Source organism: Microbacterium sp. MYb72 (assembly GCF_002979415.1).
Lineage (GTDB): Bacteria > Actinomycetota > Actinomycetes > Actinomycetales > Microbacteriaceae > Microbacterium > Microbacterium natoriense.
In genome coordinates this window covers 23,185-43,808 of the sequence record NZ_PCOT01000034.1, presented here as the reverse complement: position 1 = coordinate 43,808, position 20,624 = coordinate 23,185, and the positions used below count along the sequence as shown (strand labels likewise).

The 20,624-nt window shown below is 70.1% G+C and carries 10 protein-coding genes; all 10 read right to left on the bottom strand.

The annotated features are described in order from the left end of the window. On the bottom strand, positions 1 to 5,995 hold a 5,995-nt coding region (gene pulA, locus CQ047_RS16030; RefSeq protein WP_105676835.1), incomplete at its 3' end, for a pullulanase-type alpha-1,6-glucosidase. Between the two features lie 399 nt (positions 5,996 to 6,394). Further along, a complete protein-coding gene (locus CQ047_RS16025; protein WP_105676834.1) occupies positions 6,395 to 7,579 on the bottom strand; it encodes a thiolase family protein in 1,185 nt (394 codons plus the stop codon). Positions 7,580 to 7,618: 39 nt separating this feature from the next. Further along, the gene (locus tag CQ047_RS16020; RefSeq protein WP_223587443.1) at positions 7,619 to 8,236 is read right to left on the bottom strand and encodes a DNA-binding response regulator; all 618 of its coding nucleotides are present in this window, start codon (positions 8,234 to 8,236) and stop codon (positions 7,619 to 7,621) included. A gap of 258 nt (positions 8,237 to 8,494) precedes the next feature. After that, complete coding sequence (locus CQ047_RS16015; RefSeq protein WP_105676832.1) at positions 8,495 to 10,654, bottom strand: ATP-binding protein; 2,160 nt, start codon at positions 10,652 to 10,654, stop codon at positions 8,495 to 8,497. Next, a complete protein-coding gene (locus tag CQ047_RS16010) occupies positions 10,651 to 11,286 on the bottom strand; it encodes a response regulator (protein WP_105676830.1) in 636 nt (211 codons plus the stop codon). The genes CQ047_RS16015 and CQ047_RS16010 overlap by 4 nt, the downstream gene beginning before the upstream one ends. A gap of 63 nt (positions 11,287 to 11,349) precedes the next feature. Further along, complete coding sequence (locus CQ047_RS16005; RefSeq protein WP_308116169.1) at positions 11,350 to 12,312, bottom strand: class C sortase; 963 nt, start codon at positions 12,310 to 12,312, stop codon at positions 11,350 to 11,352. 176 nt (positions 12,313 to 12,488) lie between these two features. Beyond that, complete coding sequence (locus tag CQ047_RS16000) at positions 12,489 to 14,093, bottom strand: SpaH/EbpB family LPXTG-anchored major pilin (RefSeq protein ID WP_181155972.1); 1,605 nt, start codon at positions 14,091 to 14,093, stop codon at positions 12,489 to 12,491. A gap of 89 nt (positions 14,094 to 14,182) precedes the next feature. Then, positions 14,183 to 18,532, bottom strand: coding sequence for an isopeptide-forming domain-containing fimbrial protein (locus tag CQ047_RS15995; protein WP_105676826.1), 4,350 nt, complete (start codon positions 18,530 to 18,532; stop codon positions 14,183 to 14,185). A 196-nt stretch (positions 18,533 to 18,728) separates the two neighbouring features. Continuing rightward, on the bottom strand, positions 18,729 to 19,376 hold the full coding sequence (locus CQ047_RS15990) for a response regulator (protein ID WP_105676825.1): 648 nt from the start codon (positions 19,374 to 19,376) through the stop codon (positions 18,729 to 18,731). A gap of 268 nt (positions 19,377 to 19,644) precedes the next feature. Beyond that, positions 19,645 to 20,589: a helix-turn-helix domain-containing protein gene (locus tag CQ047_RS15985; protein ID WP_105676824.1), complete on the bottom strand. Its 945-nt coding sequence runs from the start codon at positions 20,587 to 20,589 to the stop codon at positions 19,645 to 19,647. Between the last annotated feature and the right edge of the window lie 35 nt (positions 20,590 to 20,624).

Here is a 20,624-nt window from a genome sequence, read left to right as displayed (position 1 = left end):
GGAGCGGGAGCCAGGAACGTGAGTCCGTGTACGGCTCTGTTCCCTCGAACCGCGCCGTGATCAGGTGGATGCCGCGGGTCACCTGGGGCACGGTCACCGTGACCTTGCCCCGATCGGCGGCGGTCAGCTCGACCGTCGCGACGACCTTGCCGTTGTCGCGCACCGTGACGGTGCCGACGGCGGCGCTGCGGTCGTCGGCGGCGACCGTGACCTTCACGATCGCGTTCCGGCCCGCCTTCACGACGACGTCAGACGAGCTCAGCCGCACGGACGTGTCGATCGGCTGCACCTGGTCGTCGACAAGCACGGCGACCGACCGCGCGGGCACCGTGACCGTGCCGCTCGCGGCATCCCACGTCGTGCTCTTGACCACCGCATCCGCTCCGTTCGCCTGCGCGGGCGTCAGAGCGAACGAGCGACCGGCGAGCCCCGCCACCGTCTGCGTGACGGGTGCGGGCGACGCGTTGAACACCACCAGGGCTCCGTCGAGCTCGGGGTCGACGTCGGCCCCGACCAGATCGTCGATCTGCATGAGGATCACACCGGGCGCGGCCTCCGCTCCGCTGTTCGGGAACGTCACCTTCTGCTCGATGAGATCCGCCGAGCCGAGCCGCAGCAGGTCGACCTCGTCACGCACGCGCAGCAGATCGAGGGCGGATGCCTCGGCCGACGCCATGTCGGAGGCTCCGGGCTTGAGCGCCGGGTTCTCCAGCAGCGGCGCCATGATCGGCCACTTCTCCTGGTTGTCCGCCGCGGTCGGCAGGCCGGAGCCGAAGGTCGACTCCTGGCCGGTCCAGTCGATGCGGTTGAACCAGTCGCCCGAGTTGTAGCTGTTGCGGTCGAGCGACTTCGAGCGCAGCAGCTCGGTGCCCGCGTGCCAGAACGACGGCGACTGCGAGAGCGTCACGGTCGCCAGTTCGAGCGTGTTCATGCGCACCCGGTCGGCCATCGACGTGCCCACCGGCAGCTTGAACACCGACAGGTCGTACAGCGTCTCGTTGTCGTGGGCGTCGACGTAGTTGATGACCTCGTCCGGCTCCTGGGCATAGCCTGCGGCCGAGCCGCGGTAGTCGATGCCTGAACCGGCGGTGACCTTCCCGTCGCTCGTCACGAACGTGAAGTCGCGCAGGTTGCCCGCGAGCCCCAGTTTGACGAGATCCGTCTCATGGCCGAGGTCGGTGAGCGCCTGCTCGGTCGTGCCGTTGATCGGGTTCCCGTTCGGGTCCGTGCCGAGACCGGTGCCGAAGCCCTGTCGGAACGTCGAGGAGCCGTCGACCGGGCTGCCGCCGTGCACGGCATCCCGCAGCCTGTCGTTGAACGTGCCGATGCCTGTGCCGCCGAGCTGGCCCTGCGTCGCCTGCTCGAACAGTGCGTTGTTCGCGACCTCTCCGAAGTTCCAGCCCTCGCCGTACAGATAGATCGCCGTGCCGTCGACGCCGTCCTTCTTGAGCGTCAGCGCGTCGAGCGCGTCGCGGATCGCCTGCATGTTCGTCGTGGAGTGGTGCCCCATCAGGTCGAACCGGAAGCCGTCGACCCTGTAGTCGCGCGCCCACGTCACGATCGAGTCGACCATGAGCTTCTGCGCGGCGAGGTGCTCGGTCGCGACGTTCTGGCAGCAGGTCGAGGTCTCGACCGCGCCCGCCGCGTTCAGCCGCTGGTAGTAGCCGGGCACGACCTGATCGAGCACCGACGTGCCCGCCTGACCGGATGCCGCGGTGTGGTTGAACACCTGGTCGAGCACGACCTGCAGCCCCATGTCGTGCAGCGAGCCGACCATGGTGCGGAACTCGCCCACGCGCGCCCCGCCGTTCGCGTCGACCGCGTACGAGCCCTCGGGCGTCGAGAAGTGGTACGGGTCGTAGCCCCAGTTGAAGCCGTCCGCATCGGCCGCGGCCTGCACACACGCCTGCTGCTGATCGGACGCGGGGCCGAACGATGCGAGGTCGCAGTCCGGCACCGCCTGGGCCGCACGGTCCTCCTCGATCGTGGCGAGATCGAACGACGGCAGCAGGTGCACGGTGTTGATGCCGGCATCCGCGAGCTGGCGGAGCTGATCGGTGCCCGCGCTCTTCTCGTCGAAGGCGAGGTAAGTGCCCCGTTCTTCCGCAGGCACGGTCTCGTCGCTGATCGAGAAGTCGCGGATGTGCAGCTCGTAGATCGCGCGATCGACCGACTTCTCCACGACGGGGGACTTCGTCTTCTGCCAGATCTTGGGCTGCCACGCCTTGTCGTCGAGGTCGATCGCGACGGAGCGCTCCGAGTTCAGCGTGAGGGCCGTCGAGTACGGATCGGTGACCAGGTTGGTCTCGATCTTCCCCGTGGTCGGCGCGTAGACCTTCACCTCCCACAGGAATTCATCGCCCTTGAGGTCCTTGCCGCCCTTCACGGTCCAGGTGCCGGATGCCGCGTCCCATGCCGCGTCGTGACGCACGGGATCGCCGCTCGCCCCGGCGTTCCAGGTCAGGAGGGCCGCGCTCTGCGCCGTCGGCGCCCACAGCCGGAAGGTCGGCTTCTTGCCGCTGAAGGTGACACCGAGGTCGACCTCGTCGAGTGCTGCGGCGTAGAGGTCGTCGAGCACCCCGGGGATCTGCACGCCCGTGAACGCGGTGAGGGCGCCTGCCGTATCGCGCTGGGCGACGGCGAGCTGCGTGCGCACGAGCGCCGCGGCATCCGCATCCTTCACCCTCAGCGCGAGGTAGCCCTGGAGAGCGGGGAAGCGCGCGAGCTGAGCGTCGGTGAGTCCCCCGTCGATCACGGTCAGGGCGATCGGATCCGCGCCCGAGACGTCGCCGTCGGCCACGGCGAGCGCGGCGTCGGATGCCGAGTACAGCTGGTACGCGGCCCTGTCGGTCTTCCCGAGCGTCGCGGGCCACGCGATGGTCGTGGCGTCGATCCAGTGCGCACGCAGTTCGCCCGTGCCGGGGAGCGGCGGGTCGACGCTCACGACCTCGAGGATGTGCGTGGCGAGCGTGTAGCGGAAGGTCGTGACCTTGCCCTCGGTGGCGCTGAACGAGATGTTCGCCCCTCCAGGCGCTCCGTCCGCTCCGTAGTTCTCCGACCAGCTCAGGCCGTGCGCGACCTTCAGCTCATAGGCGCCGGTCGGCAGCTCGTCCGTCGCGAACTCGTAGACGCCGTCGCGGTCGCCGTCGGCCATGAGGGTCGCGAGGCAGTCGGGCGACCAGTCGGCCGCACAGCCGAGCTCCGACTGCTGCGAGCCGGGGAGCGTGACGATGGGGCCCTCCGACGTGGACTGCACGATGTTCGTGCGCGGATCGAAGTAGAACGTGATCGGTCCGCCCGCGTGGTGCACGGCGATGTTCGAGCCGTCGGGTGCGCCGTTGGCGCCGTAGTTGATCGCCCAGCTGCCGTTGATCGCCGCCTTGTACTCGTAGTCGCCGGCGGGGAGGTCGAACGTGCCGGCCCACACCCCGTCTGCACGGAGCGTGAGCGCGGCCTTCTCGCACGCCGGATCCCAGTCGCCCGCGCATCCCATCTCGGAGTTGAGGCTGCCGGGGACGGTCACCATGTCGATCGGGGACTCCGGCTCCTCGGCCTGCTCGAGCGTCACGGCGTTGCCGACCGAGGCGTAGGTGGATGCCGCGGAGTGGTGGCCTGCGGCATCCGTCGTCACCGCCCGGTACTCGACCAGCGTTCCCTTCGCCAGGCCCCGGATGTCGTGGAAGACGCGGGGATCGGTGTCCTCCGCCGTGCCGAGCGCGTGCCACTCGTCGGAGCCGACGACGCGGTACGCGAAGCTCGTCTGCGCCCACTGGTCGGCGATGGTCGCCTGCACGGCGGACTGCCCGGCGAGCCCGGCGCCCGCGGCGGGAACGCTCAGGGTGACCGGCGCGGCCTCGGCGGGGGCGGTGACCTTGCGATCCGCCTTCCACACCACCGCAGACAGTGCGGGCACCGTGATGCTCGTCGCCGCACCGGCATCCGCCGTCAGCGCCGCGCCGTCGCCGTAGACGGCGCTGTAGCCGGCGTCGGCGGTGAGCGTCTTCAGGTCGACGGTCTGCGCCGAGGAGGCGTTGTTCACGGCGACGAGGTACTCGACCCTGTCGTCGGCATCCACCCGGGAGAACGCGTACACGCCCGCACCGGATGCCGTGTACCGCTCGATCTGCGCGCCGTCGACGAGCGCGGGGTGGGCTTCGCGGAGATCGGACAGCGCCGCGATGCTGCGGTACAGCTCACCGTCGGTGCTGTAGCGGTCCGTGGAGCCGACCTGCTCTCCCGTGATGAGGTTCTGGTTCGCGTACTCCGCCACCTGCGTGGCGAAGAGCGACTGGCGTGCGTCCTTGTCGCCGCCGGTGCCGGCGAAGCCCTGCTCGTCGCCGTAGTAGACGACGGGCTGCCCGCGGGTGAGGAACATCAGCTCGTGCGCGAGCTCGTCGCGCTGCACCGCGGAGTCCGTGTTCCGCAGGAAGCTCCCCACCCGGCCCATGTCGTGATTGCCGAGGAAGGTCGGCAGCGCCGTGGCCGAGGAGTCGGAGGTCGTGTAGCGGTCATCCCCCGCGAACAGCGACTGCAGCCCCTTCGCGGAGTTGCCCGAGGCGTAGCTGACGGCCGAGGACTGGAATGTGAAGTCGAGGATCGAGTTCATGTCGGTGTCGCGCACGTAGGGGGCGAGCTTCACCGGATCGGCGTCGTAGACCTCGCCGAACATGAAGAAGTCCTTCTTGCCCTTCGCATGGGCGTAGTCGAGCACGTCCGTCGTGAACTGCTGCCAGAACTCGAAGTTCACGTGCTTGACGGTGTCGATGCGGAATCCGTCGATGCCGAGGTCGATCCACTTGTCGTAGACCTGCACGAAGCCGTTGACGACGGTCGGATGCTCGGTCATGAGGTCGTCGAGGCCGCTGAAGTCCCCGTAGGTCACGGACTCCCCGGACCAGGTCGAGTCTCCGCGGTTGTGGTACAGCGAGGGGTCGTTGAGCCAGGACGGGACCTTCACCTCCTTCTCGGCATCCGCGACCACGGGCGTGTACGGGAAGCTCGTGGCGGGGTCCAGGGCGGGGAAGTCGCCGGTGCCGGCATAGTCGCCGGGGTCGAACGTCTTTCCGTCGGCGTCCCGGTACGGGCTCGTCGCCTGGTCGATGTAGTCGTACTTCTGCTGCGTGTAGTCGATGACGTCGGCGGTGTGGTTGGTGATGATGTCGAAGTAGACCTTGATGCCGCGGTCGTGCGCCTCGGCGATCAGCGCCTGCAGCTCCTCGTTCGTGCCGAGATGCGGGTCGATGCGGGTGAAGTCGGTGACCCAGTAGCCGTGATAGCCGGCGCTCGCGTTCGCCCCCTCGCCCTGCACGGGCTTGTTCGCGAAGCTGGGGGTGAGCCAGATCGCGGTGGTCCCCAGTCCCTCGATGTAGTCGAGCTCGTTCCGGATGCCGGCGATGTCGCCGCCCTGGTAGAAGCCCTTGTCGGTGGGGTCGAATCCGGTCGTGAGCCGCTCGCCGTCCAGACCGCCCCTGTCGTTCGACGGATCGCCGTTCGCGAAGCGGTCTGTCATCACGAAGTAGAACTGCTCCCCCGCGCCGGGCTGCCGCACCGGTGCCGCGATGAGCGCATCGTCGTCGCTCGTGTAGCCGCCGCGAAGGTCTTCGACCTCGACGCCGACGCGGTGGCGGGTGTCGTCGTAGGTGAACCGGAGGGTCGCCGGGCCCGCGACCGTCAGCGGGATGTTGTCCCCTCCGCCGTCGAGTCCGTACGCCTCGTCCCACCCGTCGTCGAGAGCGACCTTGTACTCGTAGCTGCCGGCGGGCACCTCGAACTCGGCGCTGTAGATGCCCGGCGCACCCGTGGGGGCGAGCTCGGTCGCGGCGCAGTCGGGCGCCCAGTCGGCGGCGCAGCCGAGCTCGGACTGCAGGTCGCCCACGAGCGCCGCGGTGCGCTCTGCGGCGGATGCCGCGGGTGCGGCCACGGCCGCGAGTCCCGCGGTGATGAGCGCGGTGACGGCGAGGAGTGCGGTACGGCGTGCGGTGGTCGTCTTCGACACGGATGCTCCCTGGGGATGGAGAGGGCACGACGGCGTGCCCGGATGCTGTGCGTGCGAAGCTATCAGTCCGCTGGGAGAAACTGCAAGCGCTTCCAGTACTTCTGTCGCGTAATATTCCAGACTCGTCCGGCAGAAGAAGCCGATAGCGCAAGCGCTTTCAGGAGACGCCCCTCCCCCGATCCGCGAGTTCTCCCCTCGTTCACCGCCCGGTCACCTCCACCGGCTACAACTGCAGATGCGCGGACAGAGACTCAGACCGGATCGGGTAGTCACAGCTTCCGCGCCAACGGTGAGCGTCTGCTCCCGTCGCGGTGCCCACACCGCGAAAGACCCCCGCCGAATCGGGTCGGCGGGGGTCTTCTCCGTTCTGCGGCGCGCTCCGGAACGGGTCCGCCGCGGCTACAGCCTCTCGATGATCGTGGCGTTGGCCATGCCGCCGCCCTCGCACATCGTCTGCAATCCGTAGCGCCCGCCGACGGCGTCGAGATGATCGACGAGGGTGCCGAGCAGCCTCGTGCCGGACGAGCCGAGCGCGTGCCCGAGCGCGATCGCCCCGCCGCGCGGGTTGAGCCTGGCGGCATCCGCCCCGACCTCGGCGGCCCAGGCGAGCGGCACCGACGCGAATGCTTCGTTGACCTCGTAGGCGTCGAGGTCGTCGATGCCGAGGCCCGACCGTTCGAGGATGCGACGGGTGGCCGGGATGGGCCCGGTGAGCATGAGGAGCGGGTCGTCGCCCACAGCGGCGAGCGCATGGAACCGTGCGCGCGGCGTCAGCCCGAGCGCGGCGGCGCGGTCGGCGCTCATGATCAGCGCGGCGGAGGCGCCGTCGGTCAGGGGGGACGAGTTGCCCGGTGTGATCCGCCACCCGAGCTCGGGGAAGCGCGCGGCGAGCGCGTCCGTGCGGAACGCCGGATTCAGGCCGGCCAGCCCCTCGGCCGTCGTCCCCGGCCGGACGGTCTCATCGGTCACCGCATCCGGCGCCTCGTCGACCGCGACGATCGTCCTGTCGAAGAAGCCCTCCGACCAGGCGGATGCCGCACGCCGATGCGACTCCGCGGCATAGGCGTCGAGCGCGTCGCGGTCGAGGCCCCAGCGCTGTGCGATGAGCTCGGCGCTCACGCCCTGGTTGACCAGACCCTCCGGGTAGCGTGCGCGCAACCGCGGCGACATCGGCGATCCTCCGGCGAGCGCGGCGCCGAGCGGCACTCGGCTCATCGACTCGACCCCGCCGACGATCACGGCGTCGTAGGCTCCCGCCATCACGCCCTGCGCCGCGAAGTGCACCGCCTGCTGACTGGATCCGCACTGCCGATCGATGGTGGCCCCTGGCACCGACTCATCGAATCCGGCGGCGAGGAGAGCCTGACGCGCGATGTTCGACGACTGATCTCCGACCTGGCTCACGCAGCCGAGCAGCACATCGTCGATCTGCGCGGACTCCAGCCCGGTGCGCTCCAGGAGCGCGGAGAGGACGCCGGCGGCGAGGTCGACCGGGTGCACGCCCGAGAGCGCTCCCCCTGGCTTGCCCCGGCCGACGGGAGTGCGGACGACATCGATCAGGACGGCTTCGCTGCGCGTGCTCATGGCTCCATTCTCTCCCCGCGATGGCCGCCACGGCGCGGGTCAGGACTCGGACTGGACGAGCCCGTCTTCCACCGCGCGGCGGAAGAGGTCGACCTTCGTCGGCGCGGGACGCCCTGCCGCGGCGTACTTCGCACGGATCCGGCGGATATGGTCGAGCACGGTGGCGCGCGAGACGTAGAGCCCCTGGGCGACGCTCTCGGCCGTGTTGCCCGCCGCGTAGAGCGCGAGCACCTCGGCCTCTCGCACGGAGAGACCGGCGTCGGCCACCTCGGGCACCGCGCGGCTCATCTCCGCCAACCACTCGGCCCCTGCGACGACCTGCCCGCGGGCGGCCGCGCGGATCGTGGCGATGATCTGCGGGGCGTCGGCCGACTTCCTGATCAGCCCGACGGCGCCCGCACGCGCCGCCTGTCTCAGCATCGGCGGCGGCTCCTCGGCGACGAAGGCCAGGATCCGCGCTCCCGTGCGCGACAGCGCCGCCATGTTCTGCGACGGCGTCGACCCGTCTGACAGCGTGAGGTCGAGCAGGATGACGTCCATGCGCTGCTGGAGCGCCAGCAGCTCGGCCACGGTCGTCCCCACCGCGACCACGTGCAGGCCCGGATGCCCGTTGATGATCGCCGTCGTTCCGAGCTGCATGACCCGATGATCGTCCACGATCCCCACCCGAACGATCGAGTTCACTCCGGTCCCCACAAATTCACACCACTTTCCTCGGCGCGAGTCCCCAGTAGATGCGCCGACACCCCGTTTCACGCTGCAAGACAGCTGCGGGGGTGACGTCGCCCCCGCAGCTAGAGAGGGACCCTGGGGAGGAGAGTCACCTCGTGGCGGACGAACCGCCTCTCTAGGGTTGCCGGTACTCCCTCCGCTCACAAGGAACGAGACGTCTTTCCCCCGTAAGTGGGGGACGCGTCATGCGCCGGCACGCGAGAACTCCTCTCGCTGCACGCTGCCGTCCCCCCGCTCACGCACCACCGTCACCACGGAACCGCCGTCGCGATGCACCTCCCTGACGGTGACCGCGACCGCCCCCTCCTCCGCGACCAGTCGCGCGATCGACGTGGCGAGCTCACCGGGAAGGCGGTGCCTCATCGCCGTCTCCTCGCCGAGCAGCAGCACATGCACGCCTCTCCGGCGTGCGCCATCCACCGCCGCGACCAGTGCCGGGTGGTGCAGGCCGGGAGCGCGGATGCGGTCGCGGATGCTCCCCTCAGCCGCGGCGAGCTCCCCGATGAGCGCGTCGTCGATGTCGGCGCCCGAGGCGAGCGCGGTGAGCAGGGGCTGGGCGGTCCTGCGGATGCCGGACAGCTCCCGCCGTGACGACCACCGCTCGGCTGCGGCGAAGACGGTCGCCGATGCGGCCTCGACAGCGGCGGCGCGGACGCCGTACTCGCGCACGGAGATCCTGCTGACGCCGATGAACCACGTGACACCGACCAGCAGGGAGACCACGGTCGGCGTCGCCATGGCCACGACCCCGATGGCGGGCTGTCCGGTCGCGGATCCCCACGCGACGACGAGCCCGACGAGCAGGACGGCGCCGACGCAGCCTGCGGCCGGATTGCCGCGCGCCGCCACGAGAGCGACGAGGTAGGAGGCGAAGGTCAGCAGCCATACCTCACCGGCGGGAGCGTCGAAGATGTCGGCGTAGGCGAGCACGCACAGCGCGACGACGACCGCGCATCCGATGACCGCCGCCGCCTCCGCGCCGCGCAGCCTGCCGGGATGCTGCGCCGTGACCATCAGGGCGCCGAGAAGGGCCACCAGATAACATCCGATGCCGACGGCGGGGTTCGGAACGGGAAAGAGATCGATCAACAGGCTCTGCACGATCCCCGTCACCCACAGCGTGGCGACCGCGACCCGTGCGATCCGAGTGGACAGTCCGGAGTCGATCACCCTCGCCGCAGCGCGCCGCCATCCCAGCTCGACGCGTGTGCCGCCCGCGCCCGAGGTCACGTCCGCCGTGCCGCCGGGGAGGTCGCGCATGCGTTCGAGGATGCTGTTGCGCAGCCCCATCCGCTCGGGAGCCACGTCGTCCGGATCGAAGCCCGGTCCTCGGTCGGAGACCACGAGCGTGAGTTCGTCTCCCCCGACGTCGACCGAGACGGCCGGGCCCCCGTTCCGCGCGTGGAGGACGCTGTTGCGGAGCGCCTCCCCCAGCGCGAGCGACGAGCGCTCCAGCACCGCGGCGGGGACCGTGCCCGCCCTCATCGCGATGCTCAGATCCGCGTCGGCGGCGATGCCGTGCGCCACTCGGGCCAGAGCCTGTCCGGCGTCCTCGGCCTCCAGCTCCCGCTCGACGTCGATCTGGGTCCCGGGGTGCATGCGCATGGCGGTGCGGAGCGCCTCCAGCCCCGCCGACGCCGCCTGCCGCACCTCGGGGAGCGCCGGCCCGGGAAGACGCATCGCCGCGGTCAGCACCGACAGCACCTCGTCGTGGACGATCCTGGCCACCGCGCGCTGGCTCCTCAGCCGCTCCTGCGCCCTGTCGCGCCGCGACTCGAGACGCCGGGTCGACTCCTCGGCGCGCTCCAGGCGGAGCAGTCGCGCCCGCGCGCCCATCACCGCCGCGAGCACGGCGATGTTGCCGACGTGGATCGGGGTCATCGCGAGCGCCGTCGCGGGCACGGCTCCGAGGAACACGAGCCCCGACAGCGCCATCGCGAAGGGGATCACCGCCGCGAGCGCGACGGCGGCGACGGCGGAGCGCACGAGCAGCGGCATCAGGCACACGGCGATCGGGCCGAGAACACCGATCCACGGACGCAGTCCGTCGGGGTCATCGCCACGGTAGCCGAGGAAGACCGTCGCCTGGGCGGCCGTGACCGAGAGGATCGTCGTCGCCCAGAGCACACGGCACGCGGTCGCCGAGAGCGTGGCTCCCGCGACCGCGAGGATCACGATCACGAGCACGGGCACGGCGGCGAGGAGCGTCCACCAGGGGGCGAACTCGGGCATCTGCGGGAGGATGCGAGACCATGCGGCGACGGTGCTCAGGATGCCGCACCACGCGATGATCCGGCCCAGGCGTCGGTCGACGAGCGTCAGCTCGTCGCGCAGCGCGGTCATTGATCCGGCGCGACGAGCCCGTCCTCGATGGCGCGACGGAACAGGTCGACCTTCGTGGGAGCGGCGCGGTCGACGGCCGCGTACTTCGCGCGGATCCGACGGATGTGATCGAGCACCGTCTCCCGCGACAGGAACAGGGACTGCGCCACGCGGTCGGCGGTCTCCCCCGACGCATAGAGGGAGAGCACCTCCGACTCCCGCGGGCTCAGCCTCGCCGACACGAACTCGCGGTCCGCGTCGAGCGCCGCCGCCCAGTCGGGGGACGCGATGACCTCGCCCCGGGCTGCGCGACGCACCGACTCGACGATCACCTCCATGCGCTCGGACTTGCGGATCATCCCGGAGGCGCCGGCGCGCGCGGCCTCGCGGACGAGACGCGACTGCTCACCGGAGGTGTAGGCGATGATCTGCGCTCCGAGCGGCGCCAGGGTGCGGATGTTCTCCGTCGGAGAAGAGCCGTCTGAGAGCGCCAGATCGAGCATGACGACGTCGAGCTTCGACGCCTTGGAGAGGAGGTCCAGAGCGCGCGATCCCGTCGCGGCGACGACGATGTCAGCGTGCTTCCGGAGTATCGCCACGGTGCCGAGCACCGTGGCAGGGTGATCCTCGACGATTCCGACGAGAATGGGCATGAAGAAATCTCCCTCGGGTGGGCTCTCCCCACAGCTGAGCATAGCGCTCGTGCAGTATTCCGGTCACTCCATCGGAGCGTCGGCTGGCGCGTCGCGACCCGCCAGCCGAGACCGCGCGGCGGTCGAGCGACCAGCCCACCAGCCGTACACCCCGATCACCACGAGGGCGGCGAGGTACGCCACCGCCCACCACGGGAATCCTGCGCCCTCCGCGAGCCCTCCTGCGGCGACGACCGACTGCGGCGGATTCGGCGTCTCGCGCTCGCCCGTGACGAGGATGCGGTGCGAGTTGATGCCCAGCGGGGTGCAGGTGACGAGCGTGACGAGGTCGCGCCCTTCCTCCTGGCGGAGGGTCTCGGTGTCGGCGGGATCGACGACCCGCGCATCGATCACACGATAGGTCAGCACTTCGCCGAAGGTCGTCAGGGTGAACAGGTCGCCCTTCTTCACCCGATCGAGGTCGGTGAACATCGCCGCCTCGGGCAACCCCCGATGCGCGGTGATCACGGCGTGCGTGCTCGCGCCGCCGACGGGCAGGGACGTCCCCTCGAGGTGACCGGCACCCTTCCGCAGCGTGGCCTCGTCCGTGCCGTGATAGATCGGGAGATCCACGCCGATCGACGGGATCTGGATGCGCGACATGACGCCCGAGTCCGTGCGCAGCATGCTCGCGTAGTCGAACTCCTGCCCGGTGCGCGCGGAACTGGTGGGGACGTTCGCATCGGCGGCGAGGATCGCACCGGCGGAGAGGGCCTCGTTGTACCGGTGGGCCTCCGCGCGCTGGTCTGCGGGCCCTGGCACAGCGGCGGCGACGCTCTGCGGGTAGCCGTCGACGATCAGCGCCTGGTTGTAGTCGGCGAGCCACTGCGCGGCCGGCGCGTAGGCGAACACGGTCGCTCCCGTGACCGCTGCGGCCAGCGTGACGAGCAGCAGGACCGACGGGCGCCAGCGAGGCCGGCGCCGCGCGTCGCTCCGGGGAGGACGCGCTCGCGTCTGCGCCGTCGCTGCGGTGACGTCATCGTTCACGTGTCCTTCTCCTCTCTCGTCCGCATTCTCTCGTGAGCGCGTCGGCGGCGGGGACGCCCCGCGTCCCCGCCGCCTCATGCGCCCGCTGCCATGCACCCCTGCATCAGCGGGCGCGCGGGCCCGGGGCGGTGACACTCCAGCCCCGCCCCGGGGTCTCTGCGATCACGTCTCCGCGATCAGGCTTCCTCAGCCGCCTTGCGCCGCCGCGAGACGAGCACTCCGCCGACGGCGATGACCGCGAGGGCGGCTCCCGCGATCATGAGGGCGAGCTGTCCGTCGGCTCCGGTGAACGGCAGGGTCGGCACTCCCTGCTGGGTGTTCGGGATGTCGATCAGCGCGACGGTGCCGTTGTCGCCCGCAGCGACGACGACCTCGGTCAGCGCTGCCGCACCGGCCGGGAGGATGAAGCCCGCCGGGGCCGCGATCTCCTTCAGCACGTAGCAGCGCTGCATGTAGTCGTGGCCGGGGGCCGCGACGTCGCTGACGGTGCCGTCGGCGGCGACGGTCTTCTCCGTGTCGCCGACCCAGAGTCCGGGGAAGACGACGGAGCCGTCCGCGCCGGAGGAGACGACGAGCGGCGAGGTCGTGCCGGGTGCGGTCACGGCGCTGAGGTCGTCGATGTCGGCGATGCAGCCTGCGGCATCCGTGGTGCCCATGTAGATCTCGAACCGGGCGCCGGCGAGGCCCTGCTGCGCGTCGGCGGCGTTCACCTTCTTGACGGTGAGGCTGCCCCATCGCGTCTCCACGATGTCGGTCGGCGACCCGCCGGGTCCGTTCGGGACACCGGGGGTGAGCTGGAAGCCGTTCAGGTTCACGAAGGCCTGGTTCTGGATCTCGCCGACCGCGTTCGCTGCCGCGTCGAAGGTGAGCACGACGTTCTGCCCGGCCTCGAGCTTCGCGAGCCCGGCGGCGGTGAAGGAGACGGTGAGCGTCTGCCCCGCCCAGGTCGCCGTGTAGTCGGCGCCCTGCACGAACGCGGCTCCTCCGCCGACGGCCACCGACAGGGTCGAGAGGTCGGTGTTCGGGGTGAGGGCGGGGTCGAGCGTGTCGGTGATGGCGAACACGTCGTACGTCTCGCCGGCCGCGAGCGCGGGGATCTTCGTCGTCACCTGGTACGTGACCGGCGCCCCGAGAGCGGCGCCGTTGTCGTCCTGGCGGACGACGTTCTTGCGCGGGCTCTCGGCGAGCGTGTTCTTCGGGTAGACGTTGACGTCGTACACCCACTCGCCGTCGAGCGGTGCTCCGGCGATGCCGGTGTTCACCGCGGGGGTGGGCACCGTGACGATGAAGGGGATCGCGGGCGCGATCACCCCGGCGGGGGCGTCGATCTCGCGCACGAAGTACGGACCGACGGGCAGCGCGCCGGTGGACACGGTGCCGTCTGCGCTGGTAGTGACCTCCTCGCAGCCGCTCAGCGCGTAGGCGCCGAGCGTCGCGGTGCCCTGGGCGCCGGCGGCGAGCTTCTCGGCCTGGGTGATCGCGTTGAGCGCATCCCATCCCGTGTTCGTGCCGTCGACGAGGTCGATGCCGTCGATCGCGCACACCTCGAACACGACGTCGGCGATCGGCTCCGTATCGGGCAGCGTGCCGGTGCCGTCAGGGTTCGCGGCGCCGTTGCCGGGGTTCGCGAACTTGTGGATGGTGATCGAGCCGGTCTGGTCGGGGTCGATCTCGGCGGCGCTCGCGGCCGAGCCCGTGGCGAGGATGCCGAGCGCGCCGAGCGTCAGCGCTGCGCCGATGGCGAGGATCCGGCGCCCCCGCGGGTGCGTGAGTGCGGTCATGTGATGTCCTTTCGAGTCCGCCCCTGGGTGGGCGGGATGAGTGGTTCTCCGCTGGTGCGGAGCGGGTGGGTCGGTGAGACGCGGCGCGGTCATGCCCTGCGCCTGCGGCGGATCTGCCAGACGACGAGTCCGGAGGTGAGCAGAAGCAGCGCGCCCCCGATCAGCAGCAGGTGGTCTGTGCCCAGACCGCCGGTGAACGGCAGGACCGGCACTCCCTGCTGCTGGTTGACGATCCCGTCGAGCACGGTCACCTGCACGGTGCCGAGCACGGTGACGGTGCGCACGGTCGTGTCGAGCACGTAGCCGGCCGGAGCCTTGGTCTCGACGAGCTGGTGGTCGCCGGGGGTGAGGTTCGGCACGCGGAGGGCTCCGCCGGCCGGGTCCTTCTCGGGCCCGGAGCACGGCAGCTCCGTGCAGTCCTCGACCGTCAGCACCATGCCGGTCGGCGCGCCGTTCTCATCGAGCGCCTGGAGCGTCCACTCCGAGCCCGCCAGGAGGCGCTGCTGAGGCGACTCGTCGATCTTGGTCCACTGCAGCGTTCCCGAGATCGGGTTCACCACGGTCTTGTCGAGGAAGACGTTGCGCAGCTCTCCGAACGCATCGTCGTTCACGGTGACGGTGTAGGAGACCTGCACCGTCTGCCCCGCGGCGAGCGCACCCGTCCAGGTGAGATGGTGCGTGCCGGCATCGTAGGCCGCCGCTCCGACGGCGGGGTCGACCGCGATGGACGCCTCGTCGAGCGTCGCGTTGCCCACGACGTCGCTCAGGTCATCGAACACGGAGAACGGACCGCTCCCGACGGCGCCGCTGTTCGTGATCGACAGCGTGTACTTCACGTCATCGCCGGGGTTCACGAGCGACCCGGCGCCCTTGTCGACCGTCTTGTCGACGCTGAGGATCGGATGCTCGACGGCGATGCCGGGCTCGACGAGGAGGTTGCGCAGCGTTCCGCTCGCGTCGTCGTCGAGCGTCACCGTGTACGTGATCGTCGCCGTCGTGTGCGCTGCGAGCGGCGCCCCCGCCGTCGACCTCCAGACGAGCTCCGTATCGCCGGCGGTGTACGCGACCTGCCCGCACGAGGCGCCGACCGGCGCACACGTCAGGACCGGCGGCGACGCCAGGGTCGCCTTGTCGAGCACCTCCGACATGTCATCCGTCGCGATGCCGCTCGTGGACGGCGAGCCCGTGGCGTTCGACACGGTCACGGTGTACGACACCGTGTCTCCCGCCTTGACCATCGTCCCCGGTGCCGGGTCGGACGTCTTCGCGTACGTGAGGGCCACCGCGGGCACCGTCGTCGTCGCGCAGGACTCATCGTCGTCGTTCGGCTCCGCACACGGATGCAGCGGTGTCACCGGGGTCGTCCCGTCGACTCCGAAGCGGTTCACGAGCGCCACGCCCTCCTGGTCCACGCGCACCGTGACGGTGTACGTGAACTGCTGCCCGAGGGGCATGCTCGCGAGGTTCCAGGTGACCTCGCCCCCGGCGTGCACACCTCCCCCGCTCGCCGAGACGAACGTCACACCGGCCGGGAGCGTGTCCCGCAGGGTGATGTCGGAGAGGTCACGACCACCGTCGTTGACCGCGCTGACGGTGTAGGTGAGCAGATCGCCCACGTTCGCCACCGTCTTGTCCACGACCTTGTCGATCGTGATGTGGCTGAAGTCCTGTCGCGCGATCCCGACCTTGGCCGACTCGACGGGCGGGATCGGCTGTCCGCTCGCCAGGTTCGTCTGCGCCGTGGCGACCGTGTTCCAGGCCACGTCGCCGACGCTGTTCAGCGGCGGCGTCGTCATCGTCAGATCGATCGAGAGGCCCTGATCGAACGCGTAGGTCGCGGTCGACACGAAACGCAGCGCGCGCACGGTCTGCAGGAGCGCGGCCGACGGCGACGCAGGCACGGCGGCCCAGTCGTCGACGCAGCCCGCGTTCTGCGCGTTCGGCAGCACCTCGGGACGGCACGGGTTCGTCGACGTCGAGTAGAACGCCGTGACCCCGGCCGGCAGCGCCGAGAACCCGGTGAGGATCGGCCGGAACGTGCTCCCCCGCTGCTGGTTCACCGTTCCCGCGACCGTGCCGGTGTCGCCCACCCGCGGAAGCAGGTCGTACATCACGACGTTGCCGACGTTCTGCTGGCTCTTGTTCGTCCAGCCGAGCCGGAACGTCGCGTTTCCCCCCGCCGATGCGACGTACCCGATCGCCGGGAAGCTCTTGAACGCGGTATCGAGGCTTCCGCGCACCGACTTCGTCACACGCACCGCATCCGACGTCGGGTCGGGATTGACGGTGAAGGACGTCGACGAGGCGCACTGGTGTCCAGCCCCCGTCGTGCCCGCCACCTTCGTGCCCTGTGTGCAGATCGAGTTGTTCACCTGCGGATCGGAGAGGTTGACGGTCGCCCTGTTCACGTAGTTGCCCGGGAACTGCACCTTCGACGGGAGGTGGAGCTCGAAGCGGATGCGCTCACCCTTCGAGGCCGGCAGGAGTCCGTTCACCGTCGACGCCTTGACCACCACCGTGACGACGGTCTCGCCGGTGACGGGGTCGGCGGTGACGGTCGTGGTCGTCGGGATGTTGTTGCTCCAGGCTCCGGCGCCATAGCGATATGCGTCGAGAACAGCGGGACCGGTGAACGAGACGCCGGCGGGGAAGCGATCGACGAAGGTCAGATCGCCGGTCGTCGGCCCCTTCAGCATGACTTCGCTGTTCACTCGGAATTCCGGCCCTGCGGCGTACCAGTATTTGGTCACGCCGATCTGCGGCCCGTCCAGGATGAAGATCCGGCCGACGGACGAGGTCCCCGTCGCGTAGGGCGTCGTCGCGCCCACGGCGTAGGAGCTGATCGCCGCCTGGTTGCGGAGGATGTCGCCCGCGACTCGACGCGAGTCGGCATAGCCGCCGATCACCACGTTCATGCGTGTGTTGGTCATGCCGGTCGTGCGCGGCAGGATGATCTCCGCCACGCGGCCGATCGCCGAGGCGGGCACGAAGTAGCTGCGGTAGTCGGGTCCGCTCGCGAGCGTCACCGCTCCTGACGGGATGGGTCCGGCTGTCAGGGTGACGATCGAGCCGTCGGTGAGGCGCGCCTGCGGAGCGAAAGCGGAGGGGATGCCGACGTTCTGCGGATTCTCCGTCGTACGTGCCCAGATCGTGACCATGGTCGGATGGAAGGCGGGATCCGTGCACACGGTGCCCGGAGCGTTGCTGGAGTACGAGGATCCGCTCACGTTCGTCGTGCACGGCACCGGGTCGACGACCTCGGATTGCAGGCCGGGGCCGGGCATCAGCACGTCGAGCGCGTAGAGCGCCTCGATGCGAAAAGAGGGCGCAGCGCTGTTGTAGATCGTGGCGGTGGAGACGTTCGCGTCGCCGCGACCGAGCCACGGCCCGGGATACGTCGCCGAGGTGTAGCCGTTCAGGTTGAGGTCGTAGGTGCCGTTGTCGCCCACCGTGTTGAGGAGAGGGCCGTAGCCTCGCTTGGTGACGGTCGCGCCGGGGAGCGTCGACACGACGGTGACGGAGACCTCGTCCGACGACGTGACCGGGGCGCCGCTGATCGACGTCCCGGTGCCGTTGACGACGTTGCGCAGCACGGTGTTGTCGGCGACATTGGCGTTGACCCGCGCATTCACGGTCACGGAGACGGCCGTTCCGGCTCCGGCCGCGCAGCTGGAGCCCAGCTGCGCCGCGGTGAGATCGAAGGTGAGCGTCTGGCCCGCGACCGTTGCGGACGGGGAGCTGGACAGGTACGTCAGGCCCGCGGGCAGCGTGTCGACCAGTCGCAGGCTCGCGAGGTTCTCATCACCGGGCGCACCGAAACCGCTGCGGGGGCAGTACCACCACAGCGTGTACTTCACGGTGTCGCCGGGCTTGTAGAAGGTCTGCTCGACGGTCTTCGAGACGTCGAGTGACGGGGTCGCCGTGGCCGTCGAGGTCACGCCGGGAGCCGACACCGTCGGGGTGCCGTCGGTGAACGTCATCGTCGGCACGAGTGTCCAGCTCGTGCCGTTCGGCGTCGTGTGGTTCGGGGGCGTGATCGTGATGCCGATGGTGCCGGCGACACCCTCGGTGAGGTCTGCCAGGGTGATGACGAGGTTGCCCCCGGTGACCGTCCATGACGTGATGAGGGGGTTCGCGCCGACCGCGACCGTCCATGTCGGGTTCGCCGCCGCTCCGAGCGGGATCGTCACGGTCGGATTGTCGGCGCATGGCGATGCGTTCACGTTGCTGCAGGTGTACGAGACGCGGTACCCGAACGCCGTGCCAGACGGCTGGCTGGACGGCGTGAGCGGCGTGATCGAGATCGACGGGCGCGACGTGGCATCCGCCATCGCGGCGACAGGCGTCTGCAACCCCATCCCCACGGCGATGACGGCGATCATCGCGATCAGAGCGCGGATCGCGCGCCGACGTCGGGTCGCGTCCTCTGCTCGTCGCATCAGGTGTTCTGCTCGCACTGGTGTGTTCCCCTCTTCCGGGCGTCTGGGGCGCCCGCACGATGTTCGGCGCACAGGAGACGCCTCAATCAAGCAGACGGTATTCCGGTCGCGGGATCACGCGGTCGGGCGTGAATCCCCCTGTTATGGGGGACAGACAGACCATCCCCTCCTCGCGACGCCCCCGGCGCACGGCCGCTCAGTCCCCGGGCTCGAGGATGCCGTCCTCCACGGCACGACGGAACAGGTCGACCTTGGTCACGGCGGGTCTGCCGGCGTTCGCGTACTTCGCGCGGATGCGGCGGATGTGGTCGAGCACCGTCTCCCTCGTCACGAAGAGCTGGTTCGCCGCGCTCTCCGCCGTCGCCCCTGCGGCGTACAGCGCGAGCACCTCGGTCTCCCGAGCGGAGAGAGCGACGCTCACTCCACCGGTGGGACGGACGTCGGATGCCACCTTGGACCGTCCTCGCACCGCCGCACGCAGTCGGGAGACGATCTGCGTCACATCGTCCGTCTTCCTGATCGTCCCGACCGCGCCCGCGCGCATCGCATCGCGATGCACCCCCGCAGACGAACGATCCGTGAAGGCGAGCACTCGCGCTCCCGTCGCGGCGAGAGCCGCGATGTTCCGTGCGGACGAGGAGCCGTCAGACAGGAGCAGATCGAGCAGCACGACGTCGATACGCTGCGACACGCTCAGCAGCTCGGCGACCGTGCGTCCGACGGCCACGACGTGGACGCCCTCCCTCGCGTTCAGCATCACCGCGATGCCCACCAGGATCGACCGGTGATCGTCGACCACGCCGATCCTGATCACGCTGCCGTGTTCGTCGATTCCCGCTCCCATCGTGCGTCCCTCCGTTCGACCTGGATCTCGGTGTCGGAGAGCGCGCCCCGTGCGCTCTCCGACACCTCTGCGCGCTCTCCCTCCAGTCGGGCATCCCCATACGCCGTTCCAGAACGCGCGACCCGAGTGCGGCAGCCTCGCCTCACTCGGGCGCGTGAGGACACGGACGACTGTCCGGCCCTCACAGAGCAAGACGGAGTCAGACGCCCCTCATCACTCGGTTCCCCGCGAAACCGTCACAACTGACGGTGCATGCGGCAGGCCGGTCTCAGGCGATGTCCGCGACCGTGGCCGCGGCATCCCTGCTCTCCAGCTCTCTGAGCGCGCGGAACATCGCGGACTCCGAGCCGAAGCCGGTGGCCCGCACCAGCGTGGAGGACCTCGCATCGGGCTGCGCACGACGCAGCGCCCTGGCGGAGCGCGCGCGGATGTCGCGCAGCATCCCCCTGACGGTGAGCTCCTCCTTGGCGAACGCCGCCTGCAGGGTGCGCGGCGACACGTCCAGCCGGTCGGCGAGGGATGCCGTCGTCAGCCTCGGATCGTCCGACTCCGCGAGCATGATGTCCGTCGCCCTCGTCACGATGCAGCGTCGATCGGTCAGGCTGCCGCCGACCAGCTCGATCATGCTCCGCGCGACGCTCCGTGCCGCCGCGTGCAGCGGCGACGCGTCGAGGTGCTCGGCGTCGTCGACCGCGGTGACCCCGTCGATGAAGCCGATGAACGGGCGCAGCGCATCCAGGCTGATCGCGGGAGCCGCCGGCCGCGCGCCCGCCGTCGTCAGCATCCCCGGGTCGGGCACCGACATCGCGAAGAACTCGTTGCGCGGGGCCGAGAAGCGGATCCGCGACTCCGCCGTGGTGGCGGGGATCACGACGACGCGCGTGCTGCTCCGCCCCGCAGGGAACACGGGCTCGACCGTCATCCGCCCTGAGATGCACATCACGAAGAGGAGCCGGGTCGTCGGGGCGGGAGACGGCCACTGCATCTCGATCTCCGGGGAGGCGACGTGCCAGAACCGGATGTCGCCGACCCGGGCGACCCGCGCCCTCAGCGGGGCGCCGTCGTCGACCCCGATCACCCTGGTGTCCACGCGGCGGAGGTACTCCCCGGTGACCTCGCACCCTTCGAGCGACCGGATGCTCGGAATCGGGAAGTGCACGCGGCGCACGGACGTGTTGCCGCTGCGGGCTGCGCTCGTGCTGGTGCCGGGCATCCGTGTGCTCCTTCCCCGTTGCTGCGGGCCGAGGA

Coding starts and splice junctions, on each gene's coding strand:
- CQ047_RS16025 (WP_105676834.1), bottom strand. CDS start 7,579: ATGAGCACGCGCAGCGAAGCCGTCCTGATCGATGTCGTCCGCACTCCC.
- CQ047_RS16015 (WP_105676832.1), bottom strand. CDS start 10,654: ATGACCGCGCTGCGCGACGAGCTGACGCTCGTCGACCGACGCCTGGGC.
- CQ047_RS16010 (WP_105676830.1), bottom strand. CDS start 11,286: ATGCCCATTCTCGTCGGAATCGTCGAGGATCACCCTGCCACGGTGCTC.
- CQ047_RS16000 (WP_181155972.1), bottom strand. CDS start 14,093: ATGACCGCACTCACGCACCCGCGGGGGCGCCGGATCCTCGCCATCGGC.
- CQ047_RS15995 (WP_105676826.1), bottom strand. CDS start 18,532: ATGCGACGAGCAGAGGACGCGACCCGACGTCGGCGCGCGATCCGCGCT.
- CQ047_RS15990 (WP_105676825.1), bottom strand. CDS start 19,376: ATGGGAGCGGGAATCGACGAACACGGCAGCGTGATCAGGATCGGCGTG.
- CQ047_RS15985 (WP_105676824.1), bottom strand. CDS start 20,589: ATGCCCGGCACCAGCACGAGCGCAGCCCGCAGCGGCAACACGTCCGTG.